This is a genomic window from Rhizobium sp. P43, assembly GCF_056730705.1.
Genome location: NZ_CM161539.1, coordinates 1,662,626 through 1,680,090 on the forward strand (window position 1 = coordinate 1,662,626; position 17,465 = coordinate 1,680,090).

The following is a 17,465-nucleotide window of genomic DNA, read 5'->3' on the forward strand; positions in this document are numbered from 1 at the left end:
TGTCGTCGCGTCAACGGCGAGAGCCTCACCTCAAAGCCCGAAGAGAATAGCCCCCATCGACACCGCCACGGTGGTACCACCGGCAGAACTGCCGACCGCCAAGAAGAACGCGGCAAAACAGGCAAATACAAGGCCGTCCACACGGTCCATGACACCGCCATGGCCGGGAATGAGCCGGCTGGAATCCTTCACGCCGAAACGGCGCTTGATGAAGGATTCAAAGAGATCTCCGATCTGACTGGATACAGAGAGGGCGAAGGCGACGAACGCGACCCAGAGCCCGACATCCTGGAAATGCGCCATGGCGACCATCAGACCGCCAACCACACCGGCAATTGTACCGCCAATCGCACCGGACCAGGTCTTTCCGGGGGAGATCCTTGGGGCAAGCTTGGGCCCACCGATCGCACGTCCGACAAAATAGGCGAGGATGTCGGTCGACCAGACAACGATGAAGACAAAGAGCATCGCGATGAAGCCGAGCGAATCTTCGCCCCGAATGGCAGACAGCGAAATGGCGCTCAGCCCCGCATAAAACAGGCCGCCTGGCTGCCACCAACTGACACGGCGCAACAATGCGGGTATCGATGCCGTGATCACCAGACCGGCAAACAGCGGAACTGTGAGATCGGCGTAACCAAACAACATGTTCAGGCTGATCAACGCCATCGCAAACCAGCCGAAGGCATCAGCCCGCAGGCTCCGCTCGGCAAGATGGGTCATCTTCGCCCATTCATAATAGACGAGCAAACCGATGGCGACTGCGACCAGACGGAACCAAAGTCCCCCGAACCATGTCGCGGCCAGCACCACCAGGATCATCACGATGGCAGATGCAATTCGGAGCTGGAGTTCTCGCGACATTGTGAGCGTCATGAGCCAACGGCCAGGGCTTTGGCCGACAGACCGCCAAAGCGACGGTCGCGCGCTGCGTATCGTTCCAGCACGGAATCAAACAGTGCCGGCGTGAAGTCAGGCCAGAAATCCGGCACGAACATCAATTCGGCATAGGCCGCCTGCCAGAGAAGAAAATTCGAAAGGCGCTCTTCTCCACTGGTGCGGATAACCAGATCGGGGTCCGGGATACCCGCAGTGTCGAGGCATTCGCTGATTTTTTGCGCATTGATCTCAGCCGGATCAAGCCTGCCTGATTGGACTTCGACTGCCAGCCGCGCGGCCGCGCGGGCGATCTCGTCGCGCGATCCGTAATTGAAGGCAATCACCAGGGTCATGCCGTCATTGTTCGCGGTCGTCTCTTCGGCTTCGAGGAGCAGGGAGCGGATATCATCGCGCAGATTGACGCGGTCGCCGATAATGCGAATGCGCACACCGGCCTGATGCAGATCGGCGAGGTCACGGCGGATGAAGGCCTTCAGCAAGCCGAACAGCTCGTTGACCTCAGCCTCGGGCCTGCGCCAGTTCTCAGAGGAGAAGGCAAACAGCGTCAAAAATTTGACGCCCGCCTCACCGGCCGCCTTCACGGTCTCGCGCACCGTTTCGACCCCCTTGCGATGGCCGAATGTGCGCGGCAGGCCACGGGCGTTTGCCCAGCGGCCATTGCCATCCATGATGATCGCAACATGCTGTGGAACGATGCGATGTTGAACTGTCGACATTGGCGAGGATCCAGGCGAGATGGAAAATGCGGCGTCAGGCGACTCTGCCTTAAACCTGCATGATTTCCTTTTCCTTGTCCGCGAGCAAGCGGTCGACGTCGACAATCGTCTCGTCGGTCATCTTCTGGACCTTGTCGGACAGAGAACGGCTGTCATCCTGGCTGATGGAACCGTCCTTTTCGGCCTTCTTCAGGCTGTCCATGCCGTCACGGCGAACGTGGCGGATCGCGACCTTGGCCTTCTCGGCATAGTCATGTGCCACCTTGACCAGCGACTTGCGGCGCTCTTCGTTGAGCTCGGGCAGCGGGATGCGCAGGTTCTGGCCGTCGACGATCGGGTTTAAGCCGAGATTGGCTTCGCGGATGGCGCGATCGACGGCGTTGACCATCGACTTGTCCCAGATCGAGACGCCTAGCATGCGCGGCTCCGGAACGGTCACGTTGGCGACCTGGTTCAGCGGAACGCGCGAACCATAGGCTTCGACCACCACCGGATCGAGGACGTTGGCCGACGCACGACCCGTGCGCAGCGATGCGATGTCGTTCTTGAACGCGTTGATCGCGCCATCCATGCGGCGCTTGATGTCGTTGAGATCAACCCCTGCGGTCATCATGGTTCTCCCATTGCTCTGTCATTCGGCGGGACGAATTGCCCGCGCTTGCGTGTGATCAATTGTCGGTGACGATCGTCATGCGGCCGGCGCCGGACAGGATTTCGCCGAAACCACCCTTCTCATGGATCGAGAAGACGATGATCGGAATTCGGTTTTCGCGGGCAAGTGCGACCGCGGCGACATCCATCACGGCCAGTCCCTTCTGCAGGACTTCGTCATGGGTCAGGCTGTCAAAGCGGGTCGCAGTCGGATCCTTCTTCGGATCGGCGGAATAGATGCCATCGACCTGCGTGCCCTTGAAGATGGCTTCGGCACCGATTTCGGCAGCTCGCAGCGCGGCGGCAGAATCGGTGGTGAAGAACGGGTTGCCTGTACCGCCGGCAAAAATCACCACCCTGCCCTGCGCCAGATGATGAAGCGCCGCGCGCTGCGAAAAGCTCTCGCAGATTTCCGGCATGGCGATCGCCGACAGCACAACCGTGTCGATGTCGAGCTTGCGCAGCGATGTGGCGAGAGCCAGCGCGTTGATGACGGTTGCCAGCATACCCATGTGGTCGCCGGTCACGCGATCGCCGCCCTTGGAGGCCACGGCCACGCCGCGGAAGATGTTGCCGCCGCCGACCACGACACCGACCTCGACGCCCATGCGACGGGCCTCGGCGATGTCACCGGCGATCCTGTCGGCCACTGCCACATCGATCCCGAATCCCTGGCTACCCATGAGGGCTTCGCCGGAAGCCTTGAGGAGGACACGTTTGAACAATGGCTTGGCTGACATGAATGCTCCCGAGATCAATTCTGTGCCGGATACACGAAGGGCATCGCGTTGTCACGCGATGCCCGATGTTTTCCCTCGAAGAAGGGTAACTGAAATCAGCCCTTGGCGGCAGCTGCGACTTCGGCAGCGAAGTCGGATTCTTCCTTCTCGATGCCTTCGCCGAGCAGCAGGCGAGCCATGCCGGTAACTTCGATCGGAGCGCCGGCTTCCTTTTCGGCTGCCTTGATGGCGTCGCCGACGGTCTGGTCCGGATTGATGACGAAAGCCTGCGAGAGAAGGGCGACTTCCTCGAAGAACTTGCGCATGCGACCTTCAACCATCTTTTCGATGATGGCGTCCGGCTTGCCCGAAGCGCGGGACTGCTCGATGAAGACGTTGCGCTCGCGCTCTGCAACGGCGGCGTCGACTTCTTCCGCACGGATGGCGAGCGGGTTGGTCGCGGCGATGTGCATGGCGACCTGGCGGCCGATGGCGGACAGAACGTCCTTGTTACCGGTCGACTTCAGGGCGACGAGAACGCCGAGCTTGCCGAGGCCGTCAGCAACGGCGTTGTGGATGTAGGTGGCGACAACGCCATCTTCGACCGAGAGCTTGACGGCGCGGCGCAGCGTCATGTTCTCGCCGATATGGGCGATTGCGTCCTTGATGGTGTCGGTGACGGTCTTGCCGCTGGCCGGATAGGTGGCAGCGCCGATCGCCTCGACGGAACCGTCGGTGCCGATGGCAACCGAAGCCACGCCACGGACGAGGTCCTGGAAGGCGTCGTTGCGGGCAACGAAGTCGGTTTCGGAGTTGACTTCGACGACCACAGCCGAGGTGCCGGCGCCGTTGATGCCGATCAGGCCTTCAGCAGCCGTACGGCCGGACTTCTTGTCGGCCTTGGCGATACCCTTGGCGCGCAGCCAGTCGATGGCGGCTTCGATGTCACCGTTGTTTTCGGTCAGAGCCTTCTTGCAATCCATCATGCCTGCGCCGGACTTTTCGCGCAGTTCCTTTACCAGTGCTGCAGTGATTTCAGCCATTGTGTGCCTCTTGTCTGTTCAGGCGGTCGATCCGTAACCTCAAGGCGACGGATGGCCGCTGTGTTGGGACGAAATGTACCCGGATGTGTGACAACGTGATGAAGCGGGTCACCACGGAAACAATCGGCCGTCTTCGACGCCGTCCCGCCTAAAGAGGAGGCATCCGGAAGAACGGAGGCCGCCCGCTGCTCAACAGAGCGCACAGGCGGCCATTCCCTTGACGGGAAAGTGCGGCGGGAACCCGCCGCGAACGCGATTACGCGTCGGCTTCGGTCTCGAGAGCCGGCTCGATCGGGGCTTCAGCGGAAGCGCCGATGTCACGACCCGAAGCGCCCTGCTGGCGAGCGATGCCGTCGATGGCAGCGCGCGAGATCAGGTCGCAGTAGAGAGCGATGGCGCGCGAGGCGTCGTCGTTGCCCGGGATCGGATAGTCGATCAGGTCCGGATCGCAGTTCGAGTCGATGACTGCAACAACCGGGATGCCGAGGCGCTTGGCTTCGTCGATCGCGATCTTTTCCTTGTTGGTGTCGATGATGAACATCAGGTCCGGGGTGCCGCCCATGTCGCGGATACCGCCGAGAGCCTTTTCAAGCTTCTCGCGTTCGCGCTCGAGGTTCAGGCGCTCCTTCTTGGAGTAGCCGGAAGCTTCCGAAGCCAGGATCTCGTCGAGCTTGCGCAGACGGGCGATCGAGTTCGAGATGGTCTTCCAGTTGGTCATCATGCCGCCGAGCCAGCGGGAGTTGACGTAGTACTGGGCCGAACGCTTGGCGCTGTCAGCGATGATTTCCGAAGCCTGACGCTTGGTGCCGACGAACAGGACGCGGCCGCCACGAGCAACGGTGTCGGACACGACCTGCAGAGCGCGCGACAGCATCGGAACGGTCTGAGCCAGGTCGATGATGTGGATGTTGTTACGATCGCCGAAGATGTACGGCTTCATCTTCGGGTTCCAGCGGTGCGTCTGGTGACCGAAGTGAACGCCAGCTTCCAGAAGCTGACGCATGCTAAAATCAGGCAATGCCATGCCTTTTTCTCCTTTTCCGGTTGAACCCCCGCGAGACAAACAGCAGGCCTTGCGGCCTGCCACCGGGCGGAAGCGGCAGGATTTCTCCCTGTCGATCCCAAGCCTCGCGTGTGGAATGACGCCGGCCATACAGGGGCGTCGAACAAAAATCAAGGGCGCAAACGCCGAATTTTCCAGCATTCGTCCCGGTTTACGGGCAGCCGACGTCCGGCTTGCCAAGCACTTCCAGCTTGGTCAGCTTGCCGGCCAGAACGAAATCACCATAGTCGAGCGTCAGGTCGCGGGTGACGCCGTTTTCATAGAGCTTGAAGGACTGGCTGTAGATCGGCTCCTGATCGCCCTTGGTCTTCTCATCGAAGTAAGCAATCGAAACCGGCCAGTAATCCTGCGTTCCGAGCAACGCCAGAGCCTGAGCTTCCGGTTCTGCCGCGTTGGATTTCTGCGGGCCGCCCACGATGGTTGTCGTCAGGAAGGTCTGGTCGCCATCTTCGGAGCCGTCGAAGATCCGCGATTCAAAAACCCGTTCGCCCTTACGGGCACGGGCAATGACTTCCAGCATATGCTCAGCCGGAAAACGGCTTTCAGCGAGTTCCACCGCGCGCTTGTCCGGACCTGTCAGTTCGATCTTGACCTTGCCATCGGCCTCAGAAGCGGCGCCGCTGACATCCTTGTCGAGCTGATCGTCGGTGAAGGACTTGTTCTCGAAGCGGAAGGTGCCGGCAGCAACATCCTCGAACGTCGTCGAGCGCTGGTCGGTGACCCGCACGCCTTCGCCGACGTCGATCCGCGTCACGAAACGGAACTGGGTGTTGAAGCCCTTGCAGGCCGAGCCGCTGAACTCATAGACCATGCGACCACGCACGGACTCGATGCCGGAGCGATCGGAGGCTTCCTTCAGCACGACCTCGTAGACGGCGCGATGCGGCACCAGGCCGACGGTCGCGGCGGATGCCGCATGACCCATGGCGCCCACAGTCGTCAGGGCCATCGTCGCGCGGACCGCCATTCGCAAAGGAAACATCGACACCCTCCTGTTGGACTCGTCAGCGATGTTATAAGAACACATCCGGCAAAAGCGAGACATGCTTTTCGTCGCCACAACTTTCTCAACTTTTATCAACAGACCGGGAATCGACCATGTCCGACACAATCGACGGCCGCCTTGCAGCGCTGGGCATCAGCCTGCCGGAAGCCGCAGCCCCCGCCGCCAATTACGTGCCCTATGTGATCAGCGGAAACCTGCTCTTCCTCTCAGGCCAGTTGCCGATTGAAGGCGGAAAAGTGGCAGTGACCGGTCTTGTCGGCGGCGACGTCGCTCTCCCCGAGGCACAGCGGGCCGCCGAACTCTGCGCGATCAACATCCTGGCCCAGGCCAAGGCCGCGCTTTCCGGCGACCTCACGCGGATTACCCGGGTCGTCAAGCTCAACGGTTTCGTTGCGTCTGCCCCCGGCTTCGTCGAACAGCATCTCGTCATCAACGGCGCCTCCAACCTGATTGCCAATGTGCTGGGTGAAGCCGGCAAGCATGCACGCGCTGCCGTCGGCATGGCCTCGCTGCCGCTGAACGCCGCCGTCGAGATCGATGCGATCCTGGAGATTTCCCTGTGAGCCAAGTCGACTGGATCAAGGACCTGCCCGTCGCCCATCGCGGCTATCACGACATGAACAAAGAGATCTGGGAAAACACGCTTTCGGCCTTCCGTCGGGCAATCGAGGCGGGTTTTGCGATCGAATGCGATATCCAGCTGTCCTCCGACAGCGTGCCGATGGTCTTTCACGACCACGACCTGCAACGGCTCTGCGGCATTTCAGGTGAAGTGCGTGAGCGCACGGCCGGCGAGTTAAAGATGCTGTCGATCGGCGGCACAGCGGACAAGATCCCGACGCTTCGCCAGATGCTGGATCTCGTGAAGGGCAAGGTACCGCTTGTCATCGAGCTCAAGGGCATCGACGCGGAGCAGGATGACGGCTTCGTCGAAGCCGTCCTGGAAGTGCTCGAAGGCTATGAGGGCAAGGCCGCGCTGATGAGCTTCGACTATCACCTTCTGCGCGCGCTCAAAGTTGCCGAATGCCCCTGGCCGGTCGGCTTGACCGCTGAAGGCGTCAAGCCCGAAGTGCTGGAAGCGCACCAGGAAGCCATGGATCTCGGCCTCGATTTCACCTCCTATTGTGTCGTTCACCTGCCAAATCCGTTCGTCACGGGCCTGCGTGAAAAGGGCACACCCGTGATTACCTGGACGGTCAGGGATGAAATCATGCGGGCACAGACCTATACATATGCAGACCAGATGACATTCGAAGGCTTCGACCCGCGCCAGTCGCCGGCGATCGCCTGACGGGAGATCCATGGCAGACGAGGTGACGATCCGCGTAGTCCGCTCCTTCACGGAGATCGCTTCGGCCGAATGGGGAGAGCTCACTGGAGCGTCCCGCTCGGCCCCCGGCTACAACCCCTTCACCTCGCATGCCTTTCTCTCGTCCGTCGAGGAATCGGGTTCGGCGACCGCCGAGACCGGCTGGATGGGCCACCATCTGCTGCTCGAAGAGGAAGGGCGCCTCATCGGCGCCGTTCCCGCCTATCTGAAGAGCCACAGCCAGGGTGAATATGTCTTCGACCATGGCTGGGCCGATGCCTTCCACAGGGCCGGCGGGCGCTACTATCCCAAGCTCCAGGCTTCCATTCCCTTCACGCCGGCCACTGGGCCCCGGCTGCTTGTCCGACATGGCGAGGACGTGTCTCGCGTTCAAGCGCTCCTCGCACAAGGACTGCAGCAGGTAGCCCGCGACCTCGGCACCTCGTCAGCGCATGTCACTTTCCTTCCGCAAGGTGAGCTCCCTGCCCTAACGGAAGCTGGATTTCTGCATCGCACGGACCAGCAGTTTCATTTCATCAATCGTGGCTATGCCAATCACGAAGCGTTTCTGGCGGAGCTCTCGTCGTCCAAGCGGAAGAACCTGCGCAAGGAACGGCGGAATGCGCTGGAAAACGGCCTCTCCATCGACTGGCTGACGGGCAGCGACCTGACGGAAGAGATCTGGGACCAATTCTTCCGCTTCTACATCGATACCGGCAGCCGCAAATGGGGCCGACCATACCTGACCCGAATGTTCTACTCGCTGGTCGGCGAGCGCATGGCCGATGACATCCTGCTGGTGATGGCCAAGCGAAACGGCCGCTATGTCGCCGGCGCCATCAACTTCATCGGCGCGGATGCGCTTTACGGCCGCCATTGGGGATGCATCGAGGACCACCCGTTCCTGCATTTCGAGGTCTGCTACCACCAGGCGATCGATTTTGCGCTTCATAAAGGCCTCGCCCGCGTCGAGGCGGGCGCGCAAGGGGAGCATAAGCTGGCGCGCGGCTATGAGCCGGTGACGACCCATTCGGCGCATTTCATCACCCATCCGGGCCTGCGCCGGGCCGTTGCCGACTATCTCGAACACGAGCGCCGGGAAGTCGCCCAGGTGGGCGAATATCTTGGCGAACATACGCCGTTCCGCAAGGGCGAACGCCAGCTTCGCGAGGGCGAGGAAATCGACGGTTGAGAGCCTCGCTCAGAGGCTTGAAGATCGCTCGTCCTTCCCGTTAAGTGACGCCAGCAATCGAGGAGACGACCATGACCGCCTATGATCCCGACAACATCTTCGCCAAGATCCTCGCCGGCACCATTCCGTCGGTGAAGCTCTACGAGGACGACGACACGCTCGCCTTCATGGACGTCATGCCACAGGCGCCGGGCCATCTCCTGGTCATCCCGAAGACCGGTTCGCGCAATTTGCTCGACGCAGACCCGGCGGTGCTTTCAAAGCTCATGCCGGTTGTCCAGAAGCTCGCCAATGCCGCAAAGGAGGCGTTCGAGGCCGATGGTGTCTACATCGCCCAGTTCAACGAGCCGGCGGCCGGGCAAACCGTCTTCCACCTGCATTTCCACATCATCCCACGGCACGAAGGACTGCCGCTCAAGCCGCATGCAGGCGGCATGGCGGATGTCGAGCTCTTGAAGGCCCAGGCCGAAAAGATCAAGGCGGCGCTCTGAGCGGAGCGCTTGGCGGCCAGCTTTCTCGGGATCAACCTACGAAGCCGCCGATCACCAGAACGGCTGCGATGCCGACAAGGGTCAGCACCATGATTGGAAAAGACCCGGTCGCGCGCCATCCACGGCCTCTGGGGGTAGACTTGCGCAGATCGTCGGGCAAGACCTTGAAACGGGGCGGATCCCCGTGTTTCAGCTTGCGGAAGCGTACTACCTTGGACATTTCGCTTTCCTTCCTGTTGATCGGTGGACCCGATCTGGGAAGCGAATTGTGGCAAGTCCAGTCCAGACACGCGCCTGTGATTGCACGCGATCTCACAGCAACAGCAGACCGGCGCCCAGGATCGCAAGCGGGACCAAGACCCCGACAAGGACCCGCTGGCCAGACAGCAGGAAAGCCGCAAAGCCAAGACCTGCTGCGGCAAGCCGGAGCCAGAGCGGCGAGCTCTCGAGCGTACCGGTCGGGAAAACGACGAGCTTGGCGGTAACGGCCATCACCAGTGCTGTCGCAACCGCCCTCACCCAGTTCAGCGCCTCGGATCCCTCCTGAAGGCGGTTGCCGGCAATCACGCCAAGCCAGCGCCACATGTCGGTCGCCAGCCAGCCTGCAATGATGATGACGATATACGGCCAGTAGTCCTGCATCAGACAACCTCCTCTGCCTGGGCTTGCGCGTCCTGTTCCTTCGCAGCCCTCTGCGGCCTGTCCTTGCGAATGACATAGCGGTCGAAGAGATAGGCGAGTGTGCCGCCACCGAGACCTGCAATCAGGATGTCGAAACCAGGCACAACAAGCGCCAGCAGCGGACCGGCGACGGCCCCGACGATGAAGGCGACCTTGACCACGGATTGGCGGCCCGTCGCCCAGATCGAGGCGATGAAATAGACGGGCGTGAGGAAGAACAGGAGACCCGCCACGACAGGCGGAAACTTTGCCACCAGCCCATAACAAACACCGACGAGAATGGTATTCACTGTCACCAGCGTGATTCCAAAACCGGCGAAATAGGCGACGCGCGCCTCGCGCGGCACGGTCTTGAAACTGCCCATCGCAAAAACCCAGGCAGTGATCGCGACGAAATGCGACAGGAAGAGCAGCAGCCAGGTCGGCGTTCGCTCGGTGCGCATCTCGGGCACCAACGAGGCGACCATGGGCATCATGCGGATGGACGAGAGCGAGACCGCGAGAAAGATCGCCAGCAGGTTTGCGCCGCTGGTCATGGTGCCGATGAGGATCATCTTGGCCGGAAGCGCCCAGACGGTGGCCGTCATGAACATGGCTTCAGCGCGGCTGACGCCCGATTCGAGCGCAAAGGCCGAGAAGCCGACGAACGAAATCATCAGAATGATCGCGGGAAGGCTGAAAAGGCCCCGCATACCGGTGAAAAACCACCGCGCTTGAGAAAGTTCGGGAGAAGCCGAAGACATATGCAATTCCGGATCGGCAAAATGAAAGTGCCGGGCTTAACGCCCGGCACGGATGGTTTGCAAGTGCTGTGCTTACTTCTTCTTCGGAACCTTTGGCACGGCCGAGCGCTTCGGCTGCTTCGGCGCCTCGTCGATCACCGCCACATCGCCTTCATCGACAATGGCGGTCGCCTTGGCTGCCGGCTTGCGCTTGGCCTTGACGGGCTTGGCCGAGGCAACCTCGGCTTCCGGCTTCGGCTTGACGGGCGCCACTTCGGCGATCGCCTCGAGATCGAGCACTTCGGCGCCGGCTTCGTCGGACTTGGTGCCGACCTTGACGACGCCACCCTTCTTCAGCTTGCCGAAGAGGATCTCGTTGGCGAGCGGCTTCTTAATGTGCTCCTGGATGACGCGCGACAGCGGGCGGGCGCCCATCTTCTCGTCGTAACCCTTGGTCGCCAGCCAGGCGATCGCAGTGTCCGACAGGTCGAAAGTGACGTTGCGTTCCGAGAGCTGTGCTTCCAGCTGCATGACGAACTTCTGCACGACCTGATGAATGACTTCCGTCGGCAGCGGCGCAAACGGGATGGTAGCGTCGAGACGGTTGCGGAATTCCGGCGTGAACAGGCGGTTCAGCGCCTCCTCGTCTTCGCCGGTGCGCTTGGAGGAGCCGAAGCCGATCGCCGACTTCGCCATTTCCGATGCGCCCGCATTGGTGGTCATGATCAGGATGACGTTGCGGAAGTCGATCTTCTTACCGTTGTGATCCGTCAGCTGGCCGTGGTCCATGACCTGCAGCAGGATGTTGTAGATATCCGGATGTGCCTTCTCGATTTCATCGAGCAGCACGACCGAATGCGGATGCTGATCGACGCCATCCGTCAAGAGACCGCCCTGGTCGAAGCCGACATAGCCGGGAGGTGCACCAAGGAGACGCGAGACCGTGTGCCGCTCCATGTATTCCGACATATCGAAGCGCAGAAGCTCGACGCCGAGCGACGAGGCGAGCTGCTTGGCCACTTCCGTCTTGCCCACACCGGTCGGACCGGAGAAGACATAGCAACCGATCGGCTTGTTGGGTTCGCGAAGGCCCGCGCGAGCGAGCTTGATCGATGTCGCGAGCGCCTCGATGGCCTTGTCCTGGCCATAGACCACGGAGCGCAGGTCCTTTTCGAGATTGGCAAGCACCATCTCATCGTCCTTGGACACCGTCTTCGGGGGAATGCGGGCCATGGTGGCGATGGTGGCTTCGATCTCCTTCTCGGTGATCAGCTTGCGGCGGCGCGAGGCCGGCAGCAGCATCTGGGCAGCACCCGTCTCGTCGATCACATCGATCGCCTTGTCGGGCAGCTTGCGGTCGGAGATGTAGCGGGCCGAAAGCTCGACGGCCGACTTAATCGCCTCGTTGGTGTAACGGAGCTTGTGATAGTCCTCGAAATAGGGCTTCAGGCCCTTCATGATCTCAATCGCATCATCGATCGACGGCTCGTTGACGTCGATCTTCTGGAAACGGCGTACGAGCGCCCGGTCCTTTTCGAAGAACTGGCGATATTCCTTGTAGGTGGTCGAACCGATGCAGCGGATCGCCCCCGAGGACAGAGCCGGCTTCAGAAGGTTGGAGGCATCCATCGCGCCGCCCGAGGTGGCACCGGCACCGATGACGGTGTGGATCTCGTCAATGAAGAGAACCGCGCCCGGATAATCCTCGAGTTCCTTGACCACCTGCTTCAAGCGTTCTTCGAAATCGCCACGATAGCGGGTGCCGGCCAGCAGCGTGCCCATGTCGAGCGAGAAGATCGTCGCGTCGGCCAGCGCTTCCGGCACCTTGCCCTCGACGATGCGCTTGGCGAGACCTTCGGCGATCGCCGTCTTGCCGACGCCGGGGTCGCCAACATAGAGCGGATTGTTCTTGGAGCGGCGGCACAGCACCTGGATGGTGCGGTTGACCTCGTCGTGACGGCCGATCAGCGGGTCGATGCGACCGGTCTTCGCCTTTTCGTTGAGATTGACGCAATAGGCCTTGAGAGCCTCATGCTTGCCCTTGGCCGAGGCTTCGTCGGGCTCACGACCGCCCTGCTTGGCTTCGGGTTCACCCTCGTCGGCGCCGCGCGGGCTGCGGACCTGCGAGGAGCCTGGGCGCTTGCCAATGCCATGCGAGATGTAGTTGACCGCGTCGTAGCGGGTCATTTCCTGTTCCTGCAGGAAATAGGCGGCATTGCTCTCGCGCTCGGCGAAGATCGCAACGAGCACATTGGCACCGGTCACTTCTTCACGACCGGACGACTGCACATGGATGACCGCACGCTGGATGACGCGCTGGAAGCTCGACGTGGGCTTCGAATCCTCGTCGTAACCGGTGATCAGGTTGGCGAGGTCGTTGTCGACGAAATCGGTGACGGTCTTGCGCAGAGCATCGAGGTTGACGTTGCAGGCCCCCATCACGGCGGCGGCATCAGCGTCGTCGATCAGAGCGAGCAGCAGGTGCTCCAGCGTCGCATATTCATGGTGACGCTCGTTTGCGTAGGTCAGGGCCTGATGCAGCGCTTTTTCGAGGCTGGGTGAAAATGTTGGCACGTCTGATCCTCACTTCTTTTCCATGACGCATTGAAGCGGATGTTCATGTTGCCTGGCGAAATCCATCACCTGTGAGACTTTGGTTTCGGCGACTTCGTAGGTAAAGACACCGCATTCGCCCACGCCATGATTGTGAACATGCAACATGATGCGGGTAGCGGCTTCCCTGTCCTTCTGGAAGAAGCGCTCCAGGATATGGATCACGAATTCCATCGGGGTGTAGTCGTCGTTCAGAAGCAGGACGCGATACAGGTTAGGCTTCTTCGTCTTCGGCTTGGTGCGGGTGATCACCGAGGTGCCGCGATTGGCATTGTCCCCGTCACCCTGGCTCTGCATGAAGACCGGCTTGGCAGTCATTTCAGTTCATTCTCCGTTGTCCGGCCGGTTTGCCGTTACACATCGGTGCGGACGAACACTCAGCACAGTAAGGTAGTTCATTATGCGGTGATTTTAAGCCCCCCTGACCCCGGTGACGACAATTTGTCACGAAGCCCGGAAAAGCGAGAAAATTGAGGATTTAGGTTATACAAGCGGCCACAAATGACAAGACCGGCCGTGCGGGGCACGGCCGGTCTTGCAGGTTACGCGCAAGCTTGGGATCAGGCAGCCGCAGACATCGGCGCCATGGCCTTGGCAACAGTCGCCTCGTAGGGCTTGTAGGCCATCTTGGCAAGTTCGGCATACATTTCGCCCATCTTCGTCGCCTCCGCAACAAAGCCCTCGTAGGAGGACTTCATGAAGGACGTCTGCAGCTCGAAGGCTGCCTCGACACTCTTCACCGATGTCATGGCCTCCATGAACGAAGCGAGATCCTGGAACGACTTCTTGGAGTAGTCGGTGGCCTCGGTGGCGATGGCCTGGAAACCCTTGGTCACTTCGGAATAATTCTTCAGCATGGTGTCCATGGCTTCCTTGCTCTTCTTGCTGGCGTCATCGATGTTGAACATGCGAGCATCCTCCTTCTGTTCGGCATATCAGTTGGCGCGAACATAGCACCCGCACAAAAATGGTCAAGGGAATTTGTGCGGCGCACAACAATCGTCAATTGTAAGCCGGATAAGGAAATGGGGCCGCACCGTCAGGCACGACCCCATAATTTCTGACCTGGTCCGAAGTGCCGGCACGCCGCAGAAGGCTGCCGGACCTCGCATGCATCAGAGGTCCACGTCGAGGATCGCCATGGAGAAATTGTAGGAGAGATCGCCGTCTTCCTCGTCCTTGAAGACGACGCCGAGAAACTCGTCACCCACGTAGACTTCGGCGGAATCGTCCTTGCGGGGACGGGCCTTCACGCTCATCGTCGGGTTGAAGGTGCGCTTGAAATAGGCGTCGAGTTTCTTCAGTTCTTCGGGCTTCACACTGCGTCTCCGTGGACTGTTTCTTGGGTGCGCGCTTGTCGCACGGGCATTCCGGGCCTGTAAAGACGCGAAAGTAAGTTTGCCCAACGAAGCCGGGCGCAAACCTCAACGCTCACAATTTCGTGCAATCAATCGTCAGAGACGATCATCTGGTCCATTGATCGGCTCGGCTCGGCACAGCCAGCCTCACCCACGACGCGCGCAGGCACGCCGGCGACCGTCGTGCATCGGGGAACCGGCTTCAGGACGACGGAACCGGCGGCGATGCGTGAGCAGCTGCCGACCTCGATGTTGCCGAGAACCTTGGCCCCTGCCCCGATCATCACGCCATCGCCGATCTTCGGGTGGCGGTCTGCCCCTTCCTTGCCGGTGCCGCCAAGCGTAACACCGTGCAGGATCGAGACGTTGTCGCCGATACGGGCCGTCTCGCCGACGACGAGACCCGTGGCATGATCAAGGAAGATGCCCTTGCCGATGCGTGCCGCCGGATTGATGTCCGTCTGGAACATGTTCGACGAGCGGCTCTGGAGGTAGAGTGCAAAATCCCGGCGGCCGTTGTTCCACAGCCAATGCGCCAGACGGTGGGTCTGGATGGCGTGGAAGCCCTTGAAATAGAGCACCGGCTCCAGGAACCGCGTGCAGGCGGGATCACGGTCATAGACCGCCTGAATGTCGACGCGCAGAATCGTCGACCATTCCGGCCAGTCCGCCATCATCGCCTCGAATGCCTGACGCAGGACGATCGCCGGCACGTCGGAGTGATCGAGCCGCTCGCAGATCCGGTAGATCACACAGTCCTCCAGAGAACGGTGGCTCAGCACCGTCGAGTGGAAGAAGGCTGCCAGCATGGGGTCACGATCGGCGGCCACGCGGGCTTCGTGCCGCAGGCTGTCCCAGATCGGATCCATGGACTTGACAGTTTCGGTCTTGAGGACGTCGTTGTGTGCGACCATTGCCGGTCTCCTCATTCGTCTTGGAGACACATTATATAGTCGAAGACCTGATGAACTCAAATGGGGGCCGCATGAAACAATCGAACAGCTTTGCCAAAGGCTTTATCAAGGCTTTCTGTGAGGCTGGAACGGGCCTGCTGGTGCTCGACAATCCACAACGAAAAAATGCGGTCACCGCGGCGATGTGGCGGGCCATCCCGGAGGCGATCCATTGGCTGCACGCCGATGCCGGCGCCCGCGTCATCGTGCTAACCGGCAGCGGCGCAACCGATTTCTCAGCCGGCGCAGACATTTCGGAATTTACCGAATTACGCAAGGATGCACAGACCGCCCGGATCTACGAGGCCTCGAACAGCCGCGCCTTCGCCGCCGTCCGTGAGGCACCGCTGCCCGTAATCGCCGCGATCCGCGGCATCTGCTATGGTGGCGGCTTCGGGCTTGCGGCAGCTGCGGATCTCAGGCTCGCCTCCTCGGATGCGGTCTTTGCCGTGCCGGCCGCAAGGCTCGGCCTCGCCTACCCAGCCGATGCGGTGCAGGATTTCGTCCGTGGCCTCGGAAGCCAGATGGCACGACGCGCCCTCTTCACCGGAGCCGCGATGAAAGCCCCGGAGCTTCTCAATTGCGGCTTCCTGTCGGAGATGACGGAAGCGGATCAGCTTGAACAAAGGGCGCAGATCCTGGCGGATACGATTGCGGCCAATGCGCCCCTGTCGCTGCGGGCCTCGAAGCTTGCGCTGCGCGCTGTCGAGCAGGCGGACCAAGACCTGCTGCGCGAGGCAGAGATCATCGGTACGCTTACCTTCGAGAGTGAAGATTACCGCGAGGGGCGTGCGGCCTTTGCCGAACGCCGGCGACCGATCTTTACCGGGCGCTGACGGTCAGCGGCTTTCCAGCTCGGAATAGAAATCAAGCGCCGCCTTCTTGAACACCCTGTCGCCGACGGCCAGCATGTGGTCGCGGTTCGGAATGTCGAGCGCCAGGGCTCTCGGCATCAGTTCGGCGAGTTCATGGGGCGAGCCGGCGATATCGTCCTTCGTGCCGACACCGATCAGGGTCGGGATGTCGACCCTGGCGATATCCTGACGGCTGACGAGGTCGCGAGACGTGCGGATGCAGGCTGCGAGCGCCAGACGATCCGATTTGGTCTGGTCGGCAAAGGTGCGGAACATCCGGCCTCGCTCATGGGTAACATCATCAAGCGAAGGTGCGAGCAGCGCATCGGCGATCGGATCCCAGTCGCCAACACCGTCGCACATGCCGATGCCCAGACCACCGAAGACCAGCGAGCGGACGCGATCGGGGTGCTCGACGGCGAGAAAGGCGGAAATGCGGGCCCCCATGGAGTATCCCATCACATGGGCATCCGCGATGCCGAGATGGGTCAGCAGCGCCGCAGCATCGCCTGCCATGGAGGTCGGATGATAGGCTTCGGGGTCATGCGGCTTGGCACTTGCGCCATGACCGCGATTATCGATCGCGATCACCCGGTAACCGGCATCGCCAAGCGTGCGCAGCCAGCCTGGATAGACCCAGTTGACGCTCGCCGATGAGGCAAACCCATGGATGAGAAGAATCGGTTCTCCGGCCGGGTCACCATCGTCGAAATAGGCGAGGTCCAGCCCATCATTGCGGAAACGGGAGAACGGCGGCGCGTCGAGATTTATCGATCAGTCCTTGTGAGCACGGGTCGGCAACCATAGCCATCAGGACCGTGACATCAATTGCCGCAGGCCGATTTTCTGTGGTTTTTGGCAGTCTGCGGCTCTACACTTTTGCCAAGGACGGCGCTAATGTCCGCGCCAAGTCGCAAAGCAGTCTCGGAGCACATCATGGCCGGCCATACCATTCCCCATTTCCAGAACGACGGCGGTCACCGCGTGATCGAGGTCGGCGTGAAGGAATTCATGTGCACTGGCGCCTCTGTGCCGTTCGACCACCCGCATATCTTCATCGACATGGGACACGACAACGAAAAGGTCTGCTCCTACTGCTCGACGCTCTACCGCTACAATCCGAGCCTGAAGGCCGAACAGACCAACCCGCCGGGCTGCGTCTTCCACATCAAGGCGGCGTGACCGCGGCGTCAC

At 61.0% G+C, this 17,465-nt stretch carries 22 protein-coding genes; 6 read left to right on the forward strand and 16 right to left on the reverse strand.

What is annotated here, in order from left to right; translation table 11 throughout:
* Positions 1-30 precede the first annotated feature (30 nt).
* The 7 genes from AC1PUL_RS08240 to AC1PUL_RS08270 form a co-directional block, all read right to left on the reverse strand.
* On the reverse strand, positions 31-864 hold the full coding sequence (locus AC1PUL_RS08240) for a phosphatidate cytidylyltransferase (RefSeq protein ID WP_480467767.1): 834 nt from the start codon (positions 862-864) through the stop codon (positions 31-33).
* Between the two features lie 8 nt (positions 865-872).
* Positions 873-1,616 carry an isoprenyl transferase gene (locus AC1PUL_RS08245; RefSeq protein ID WP_480467768.1) on the reverse strand — a complete coding sequence of 248 codons (744 nt, stop codon included), beginning with the start codon at positions 1,614-1,616 and terminating at the stop codon, positions 873-875.
* 49 nt (positions 1,617-1,665) lie between these two features.
* Positions 1,666-2,226, reverse strand: coding sequence for a ribosome recycling factor (gene frr / locus AC1PUL_RS08250; protein WP_185810268.1), 561 nt, complete (start codon positions 2,224-2,226; stop codon positions 1,666-1,668).
* A gap of 58 nt (positions 2,227-2,284) precedes the next feature.
* A complete protein-coding gene (pyrH, locus tag AC1PUL_RS08255; protein ID WP_298465210.1) occupies positions 2,285-3,007 on the reverse strand; it encodes a UMP kinase in 723 nt (240 codons plus the stop codon).
* Positions 3,008-3,102: 95 nt separating this feature from the next.
* Entirely contained in the window at positions 3,103-4,029 is a 927-nt protein-coding gene (gene tsf, locus AC1PUL_RS08260; protein WP_480467771.1) for a translation elongation factor Ts, read from the reverse strand.
* A 256-nt stretch (positions 4,030-4,285) separates the two neighbouring features.
* Complete coding sequence (gene rpsB / locus AC1PUL_RS08265) at positions 4,286-5,053, reverse strand: 30S ribosomal protein S2 (RefSeq protein ID WP_185810271.1); 768 nt, start codon at positions 5,051-5,053, stop codon at positions 4,286-4,288.
* Between the two features lie 190 nt (positions 5,054-5,243).
* Positions 5,244-6,059, reverse strand: coding sequence for a cell envelope integrity EipB family protein (locus tag AC1PUL_RS08270; protein WP_480468536.1), 816 nt, complete (start codon positions 6,057-6,059; stop codon positions 5,244-5,246).
* A 131-nt stretch (positions 6,060-6,190) separates the two neighbouring features.
* On the opposite strand from AC1PUL_RS08270, the gene AC1PUL_RS08275 reads away from it, so the two are divergent.
* The 4 genes from AC1PUL_RS08275 (at position 6,191) to AC1PUL_RS08290 (ending at position 9,090) form a co-directional block, all read left to right on the forward strand.
* Entirely contained in the window at positions 6,191-6,661 is a 471-nt protein-coding gene (locus tag AC1PUL_RS08275; protein ID WP_298465203.1) for a RidA family protein, read from the forward strand.
* The gene (locus tag AC1PUL_RS08280; RefSeq protein WP_480467773.1) at positions 6,658-7,389 is read left to right on the forward strand and encodes a glycerophosphodiester phosphodiesterase; all 732 of its coding nucleotides are present in this window, start codon (positions 6,658-6,660) and stop codon (positions 7,387-7,389) included. Before AC1PUL_RS08275 ends, AC1PUL_RS08280 begins: the two co-directional genes overlap by 4 nt.
* Before the next feature lie 10 nt (positions 7,390-7,399).
* Entirely contained in the window at positions 7,400-8,599 is a 1,200-nt protein-coding gene (locus AC1PUL_RS08285; RefSeq protein ID WP_480467775.1) for a GNAT family N-acetyltransferase, read from the forward strand.
* Positions 8,600-8,670: 71 nt separating this feature from the next.
* Entirely contained in the window at positions 8,671-9,090 is a 420-nt protein-coding gene (locus AC1PUL_RS08290) for an HIT family protein (protein WP_480467777.1), read from the forward strand.
* Between the two features lie 31 nt (positions 9,091-9,121).
* On the opposite strand, the gene AC1PUL_RS08295 is transcribed toward AC1PUL_RS08290, so the two are convergent.
* From AC1PUL_RS08295 to cysE, 8 genes are all read right to left on the reverse strand, one after another.
* A complete protein-coding gene (locus AC1PUL_RS08295; protein ID WP_480467779.1) occupies positions 9,122-9,310 on the reverse strand; it encodes a hypothetical protein in 189 nt (62 codons plus the stop codon).
* A 92-nt stretch (positions 9,311-9,402) separates the two neighbouring features.
* Positions 9,403-9,732: an AzlD domain-containing protein gene (locus AC1PUL_RS08300; protein WP_480467781.1), complete on the reverse strand. Its 330-nt coding sequence runs from the start codon at positions 9,730-9,732 to the stop codon at positions 9,403-9,405.
* On the reverse strand, positions 9,732-10,514 hold the full coding sequence (locus AC1PUL_RS08305; RefSeq protein ID WP_480467782.1) for an AzlC family ABC transporter permease: 783 nt from the start codon (positions 10,512-10,514) through the stop codon (positions 9,732-9,734). Before AC1PUL_RS08305 ends, AC1PUL_RS08300 begins: the two co-directional genes overlap by 1 nt.
* A gap of 72 nt (positions 10,515-10,586) precedes the next feature.
* Complete coding sequence (gene clpA / locus AC1PUL_RS08310; RefSeq protein ID WP_480467783.1) at positions 10,587-13,067, reverse strand: ATP-dependent Clp protease ATP-binding subunit ClpA; 2,481 nt, start codon at positions 13,065-13,067, stop codon at positions 10,587-10,589.
* Positions 13,068-13,076: 9 nt separating this feature from the next.
* Complete coding sequence (gene clpS, locus AC1PUL_RS08315) at positions 13,077-13,424, reverse strand: ATP-dependent Clp protease adapter ClpS (RefSeq protein ID WP_054151297.1); 348 nt, start codon at positions 13,422-13,424, stop codon at positions 13,077-13,079.
* A gap of 242 nt (positions 13,425-13,666) precedes the next feature.
* Positions 13,667-14,014, reverse strand: coding sequence for a phasin family protein (locus AC1PUL_RS08320; protein ID WP_480467785.1), 348 nt, complete (start codon positions 14,012-14,014; stop codon positions 13,667-13,669).
* 207 nt (positions 14,015-14,221) lie between these two features.
* Positions 14,222-14,425 (reverse strand): DUF3126 family protein, encoded by a 204-nt coding sequence (locus tag AC1PUL_RS08325; RefSeq protein WP_166599392.1) that lies wholly within the window; start codon positions 14,423-14,425, stop codon positions 14,222-14,224.
* 128 nt (positions 14,426-14,553) lie between these two features.
* Positions 14,554-15,378, reverse strand: coding sequence for a serine O-acetyltransferase (cysE, locus tag AC1PUL_RS08330; RefSeq protein WP_480467786.1), 825 nt, complete (start codon positions 15,376-15,378; stop codon positions 14,554-14,556).
* Between the two features lie 71 nt (positions 15,379-15,449).
* On the opposite strand from cysE, the gene AC1PUL_RS08335 reads away from it, so the two are divergent.
* Positions 15,450-16,253, forward strand: a complete 804-nt coding sequence (locus tag AC1PUL_RS08335) for an enoyl-CoA hydratase-related protein (protein WP_480467788.1) — start codon at positions 15,450-15,452, stop codon at positions 16,251-16,253.
* A gap of 3 nt (positions 16,254-16,256) precedes the next feature.
* Here the strand turns inward: AC1PUL_RS08335 and AC1PUL_RS08340 are convergent, their stop codons facing one another.
* Entirely contained in the window at positions 16,257-17,042 is a 786-nt protein-coding gene (locus AC1PUL_RS08340; protein WP_480468537.1) for an alpha/beta fold hydrolase, read from the reverse strand.
* A 165-nt stretch (positions 17,043-17,207) separates the two neighbouring features.
* Here AC1PUL_RS08340 and AC1PUL_RS08345 point away from each other — a divergent pair, with 165 nt between their 5' ends.
* A complete protein-coding gene (locus tag AC1PUL_RS08345) occupies positions 17,208-17,453 on the forward strand; it encodes a zinc-finger domain-containing protein (protein ID WP_006728480.1) in 246 nt (81 codons plus the stop codon).
* Positions 17,454-17,465 lie beyond the last annotated feature (12 nt).

What these genes read in the sequence shown, in the direction of transcription:
- AC1PUL_RS08245 (WP_480467768.1), bottom strand. Translation starts at nt 1,616, where the DNA reads ATGTCGACAGTTCAACATCGCATCGTTCCACAGCATGTTGCGATCATC.
- rpsB (WP_185810271.1), bottom strand. Translation starts at nt 5,053, where the DNA reads ATGGCATTGCCTGATTTTAGCATGCGTCAGCTTCTGGAAGCTGGCGTT.
- clpS (WP_054151297.1), bottom strand. Translation starts at nt 13,424, where the DNA reads ATGACTGCCAAGCCGGTCTTCATGCAGAGCCAGGGTGACGGGGACAAT.
- AC1PUL_RS08275 (WP_298465203.1), top strand. Translation starts at nt 6,191, where the DNA reads ATGTCCGACACAATCGACGGCCGCCTTGCAGCGCTGGGCATCAGCCTG.
- AC1PUL_RS08240 (WP_480467767.1), bottom strand. Translation starts at nt 864, where the DNA reads ATGTCGCGAGAACTCCAGCTCCGAATTGCATCTGCCATCGTGATGATC.
- AC1PUL_RS08345 (WP_006728480.1), top strand. Translation starts at nt 17,208, where the DNA reads ATGGCCGGCCATACCATTCCCCATTTCCAGAACGACGGCGGTCACCGC.
- AC1PUL_RS08305 (WP_480467782.1), bottom strand. Translation starts at nt 10,514, where the DNA reads ATGTCTTCGGCTTCTCCCGAACTTTCTCAAGCGCGGTGGTTTTTCACC.
- AC1PUL_RS08300 (WP_480467781.1), bottom strand. Translation starts at nt 9,732, where the DNA reads ATGCAGGACTACTGGCCGTATATCGTCATCATCATTGCAGGCTGGCTG.
- AC1PUL_RS08320 (WP_480467785.1), bottom strand. Translation starts at nt 14,014, where the DNA reads ATGTTCAACATCGATGACGCCAGCAAGAAGAGCAAGGAAGCCATGGAC.
- frr (WP_185810268.1), bottom strand. Translation starts at nt 2,226, where the DNA reads ATGACCGCAGGGGTTGATCTCAACGACATCAAGCGCCGCATGGATGGC.
- AC1PUL_RS08285 (WP_480467775.1), top strand. Translation starts at nt 7,400, where the DNA reads ATGGCAGACGAGGTGACGATCCGCGTAGTCCGCTCCTTCACGGAGATC.
- cysE (WP_480467786.1), bottom strand. Translation starts at nt 15,378, where the DNA reads ATGGTCGCACACAACGACGTCCTCAAGACCGAAACTGTCAAGTCCATG.
- tsf (WP_480467771.1), bottom strand. Translation starts at nt 4,029, where the DNA reads ATGGCTGAAATCACTGCAGCACTGGTAAAGGAACTGCGCGAAAAGTCC.
- AC1PUL_RS08295 (WP_480467779.1), bottom strand. Translation starts at nt 9,310, where the DNA reads ATGTCCAAGGTAGTACGCTTCCGCAAGCTGAAACACGGGGATCCGCCC.
- AC1PUL_RS08335 (WP_480467788.1), top strand. Translation starts at nt 15,450, where the DNA reads ATGAAACAATCGAACAGCTTTGCCAAAGGCTTTATCAAGGCTTTCTGT.
- AC1PUL_RS08270 (WP_480468536.1), bottom strand. Translation starts at nt 6,059, where the DNA reads ATGGCGGTCCGCGCGACGATGGCCCTGACGACTGTGGGCGCCATGGGT.
- pyrH (WP_298465210.1), bottom strand. Translation starts at nt 3,007, where the DNA reads ATGTCAGCCAAGCCATTGTTCAAACGTGTCCTCCTCAAGGCTTCCGGC.
- AC1PUL_RS08290 (WP_480467777.1), top strand. Translation starts at nt 8,671, where the DNA reads ATGACCGCCTATGATCCCGACAACATCTTCGCCAAGATCCTCGCCGGC.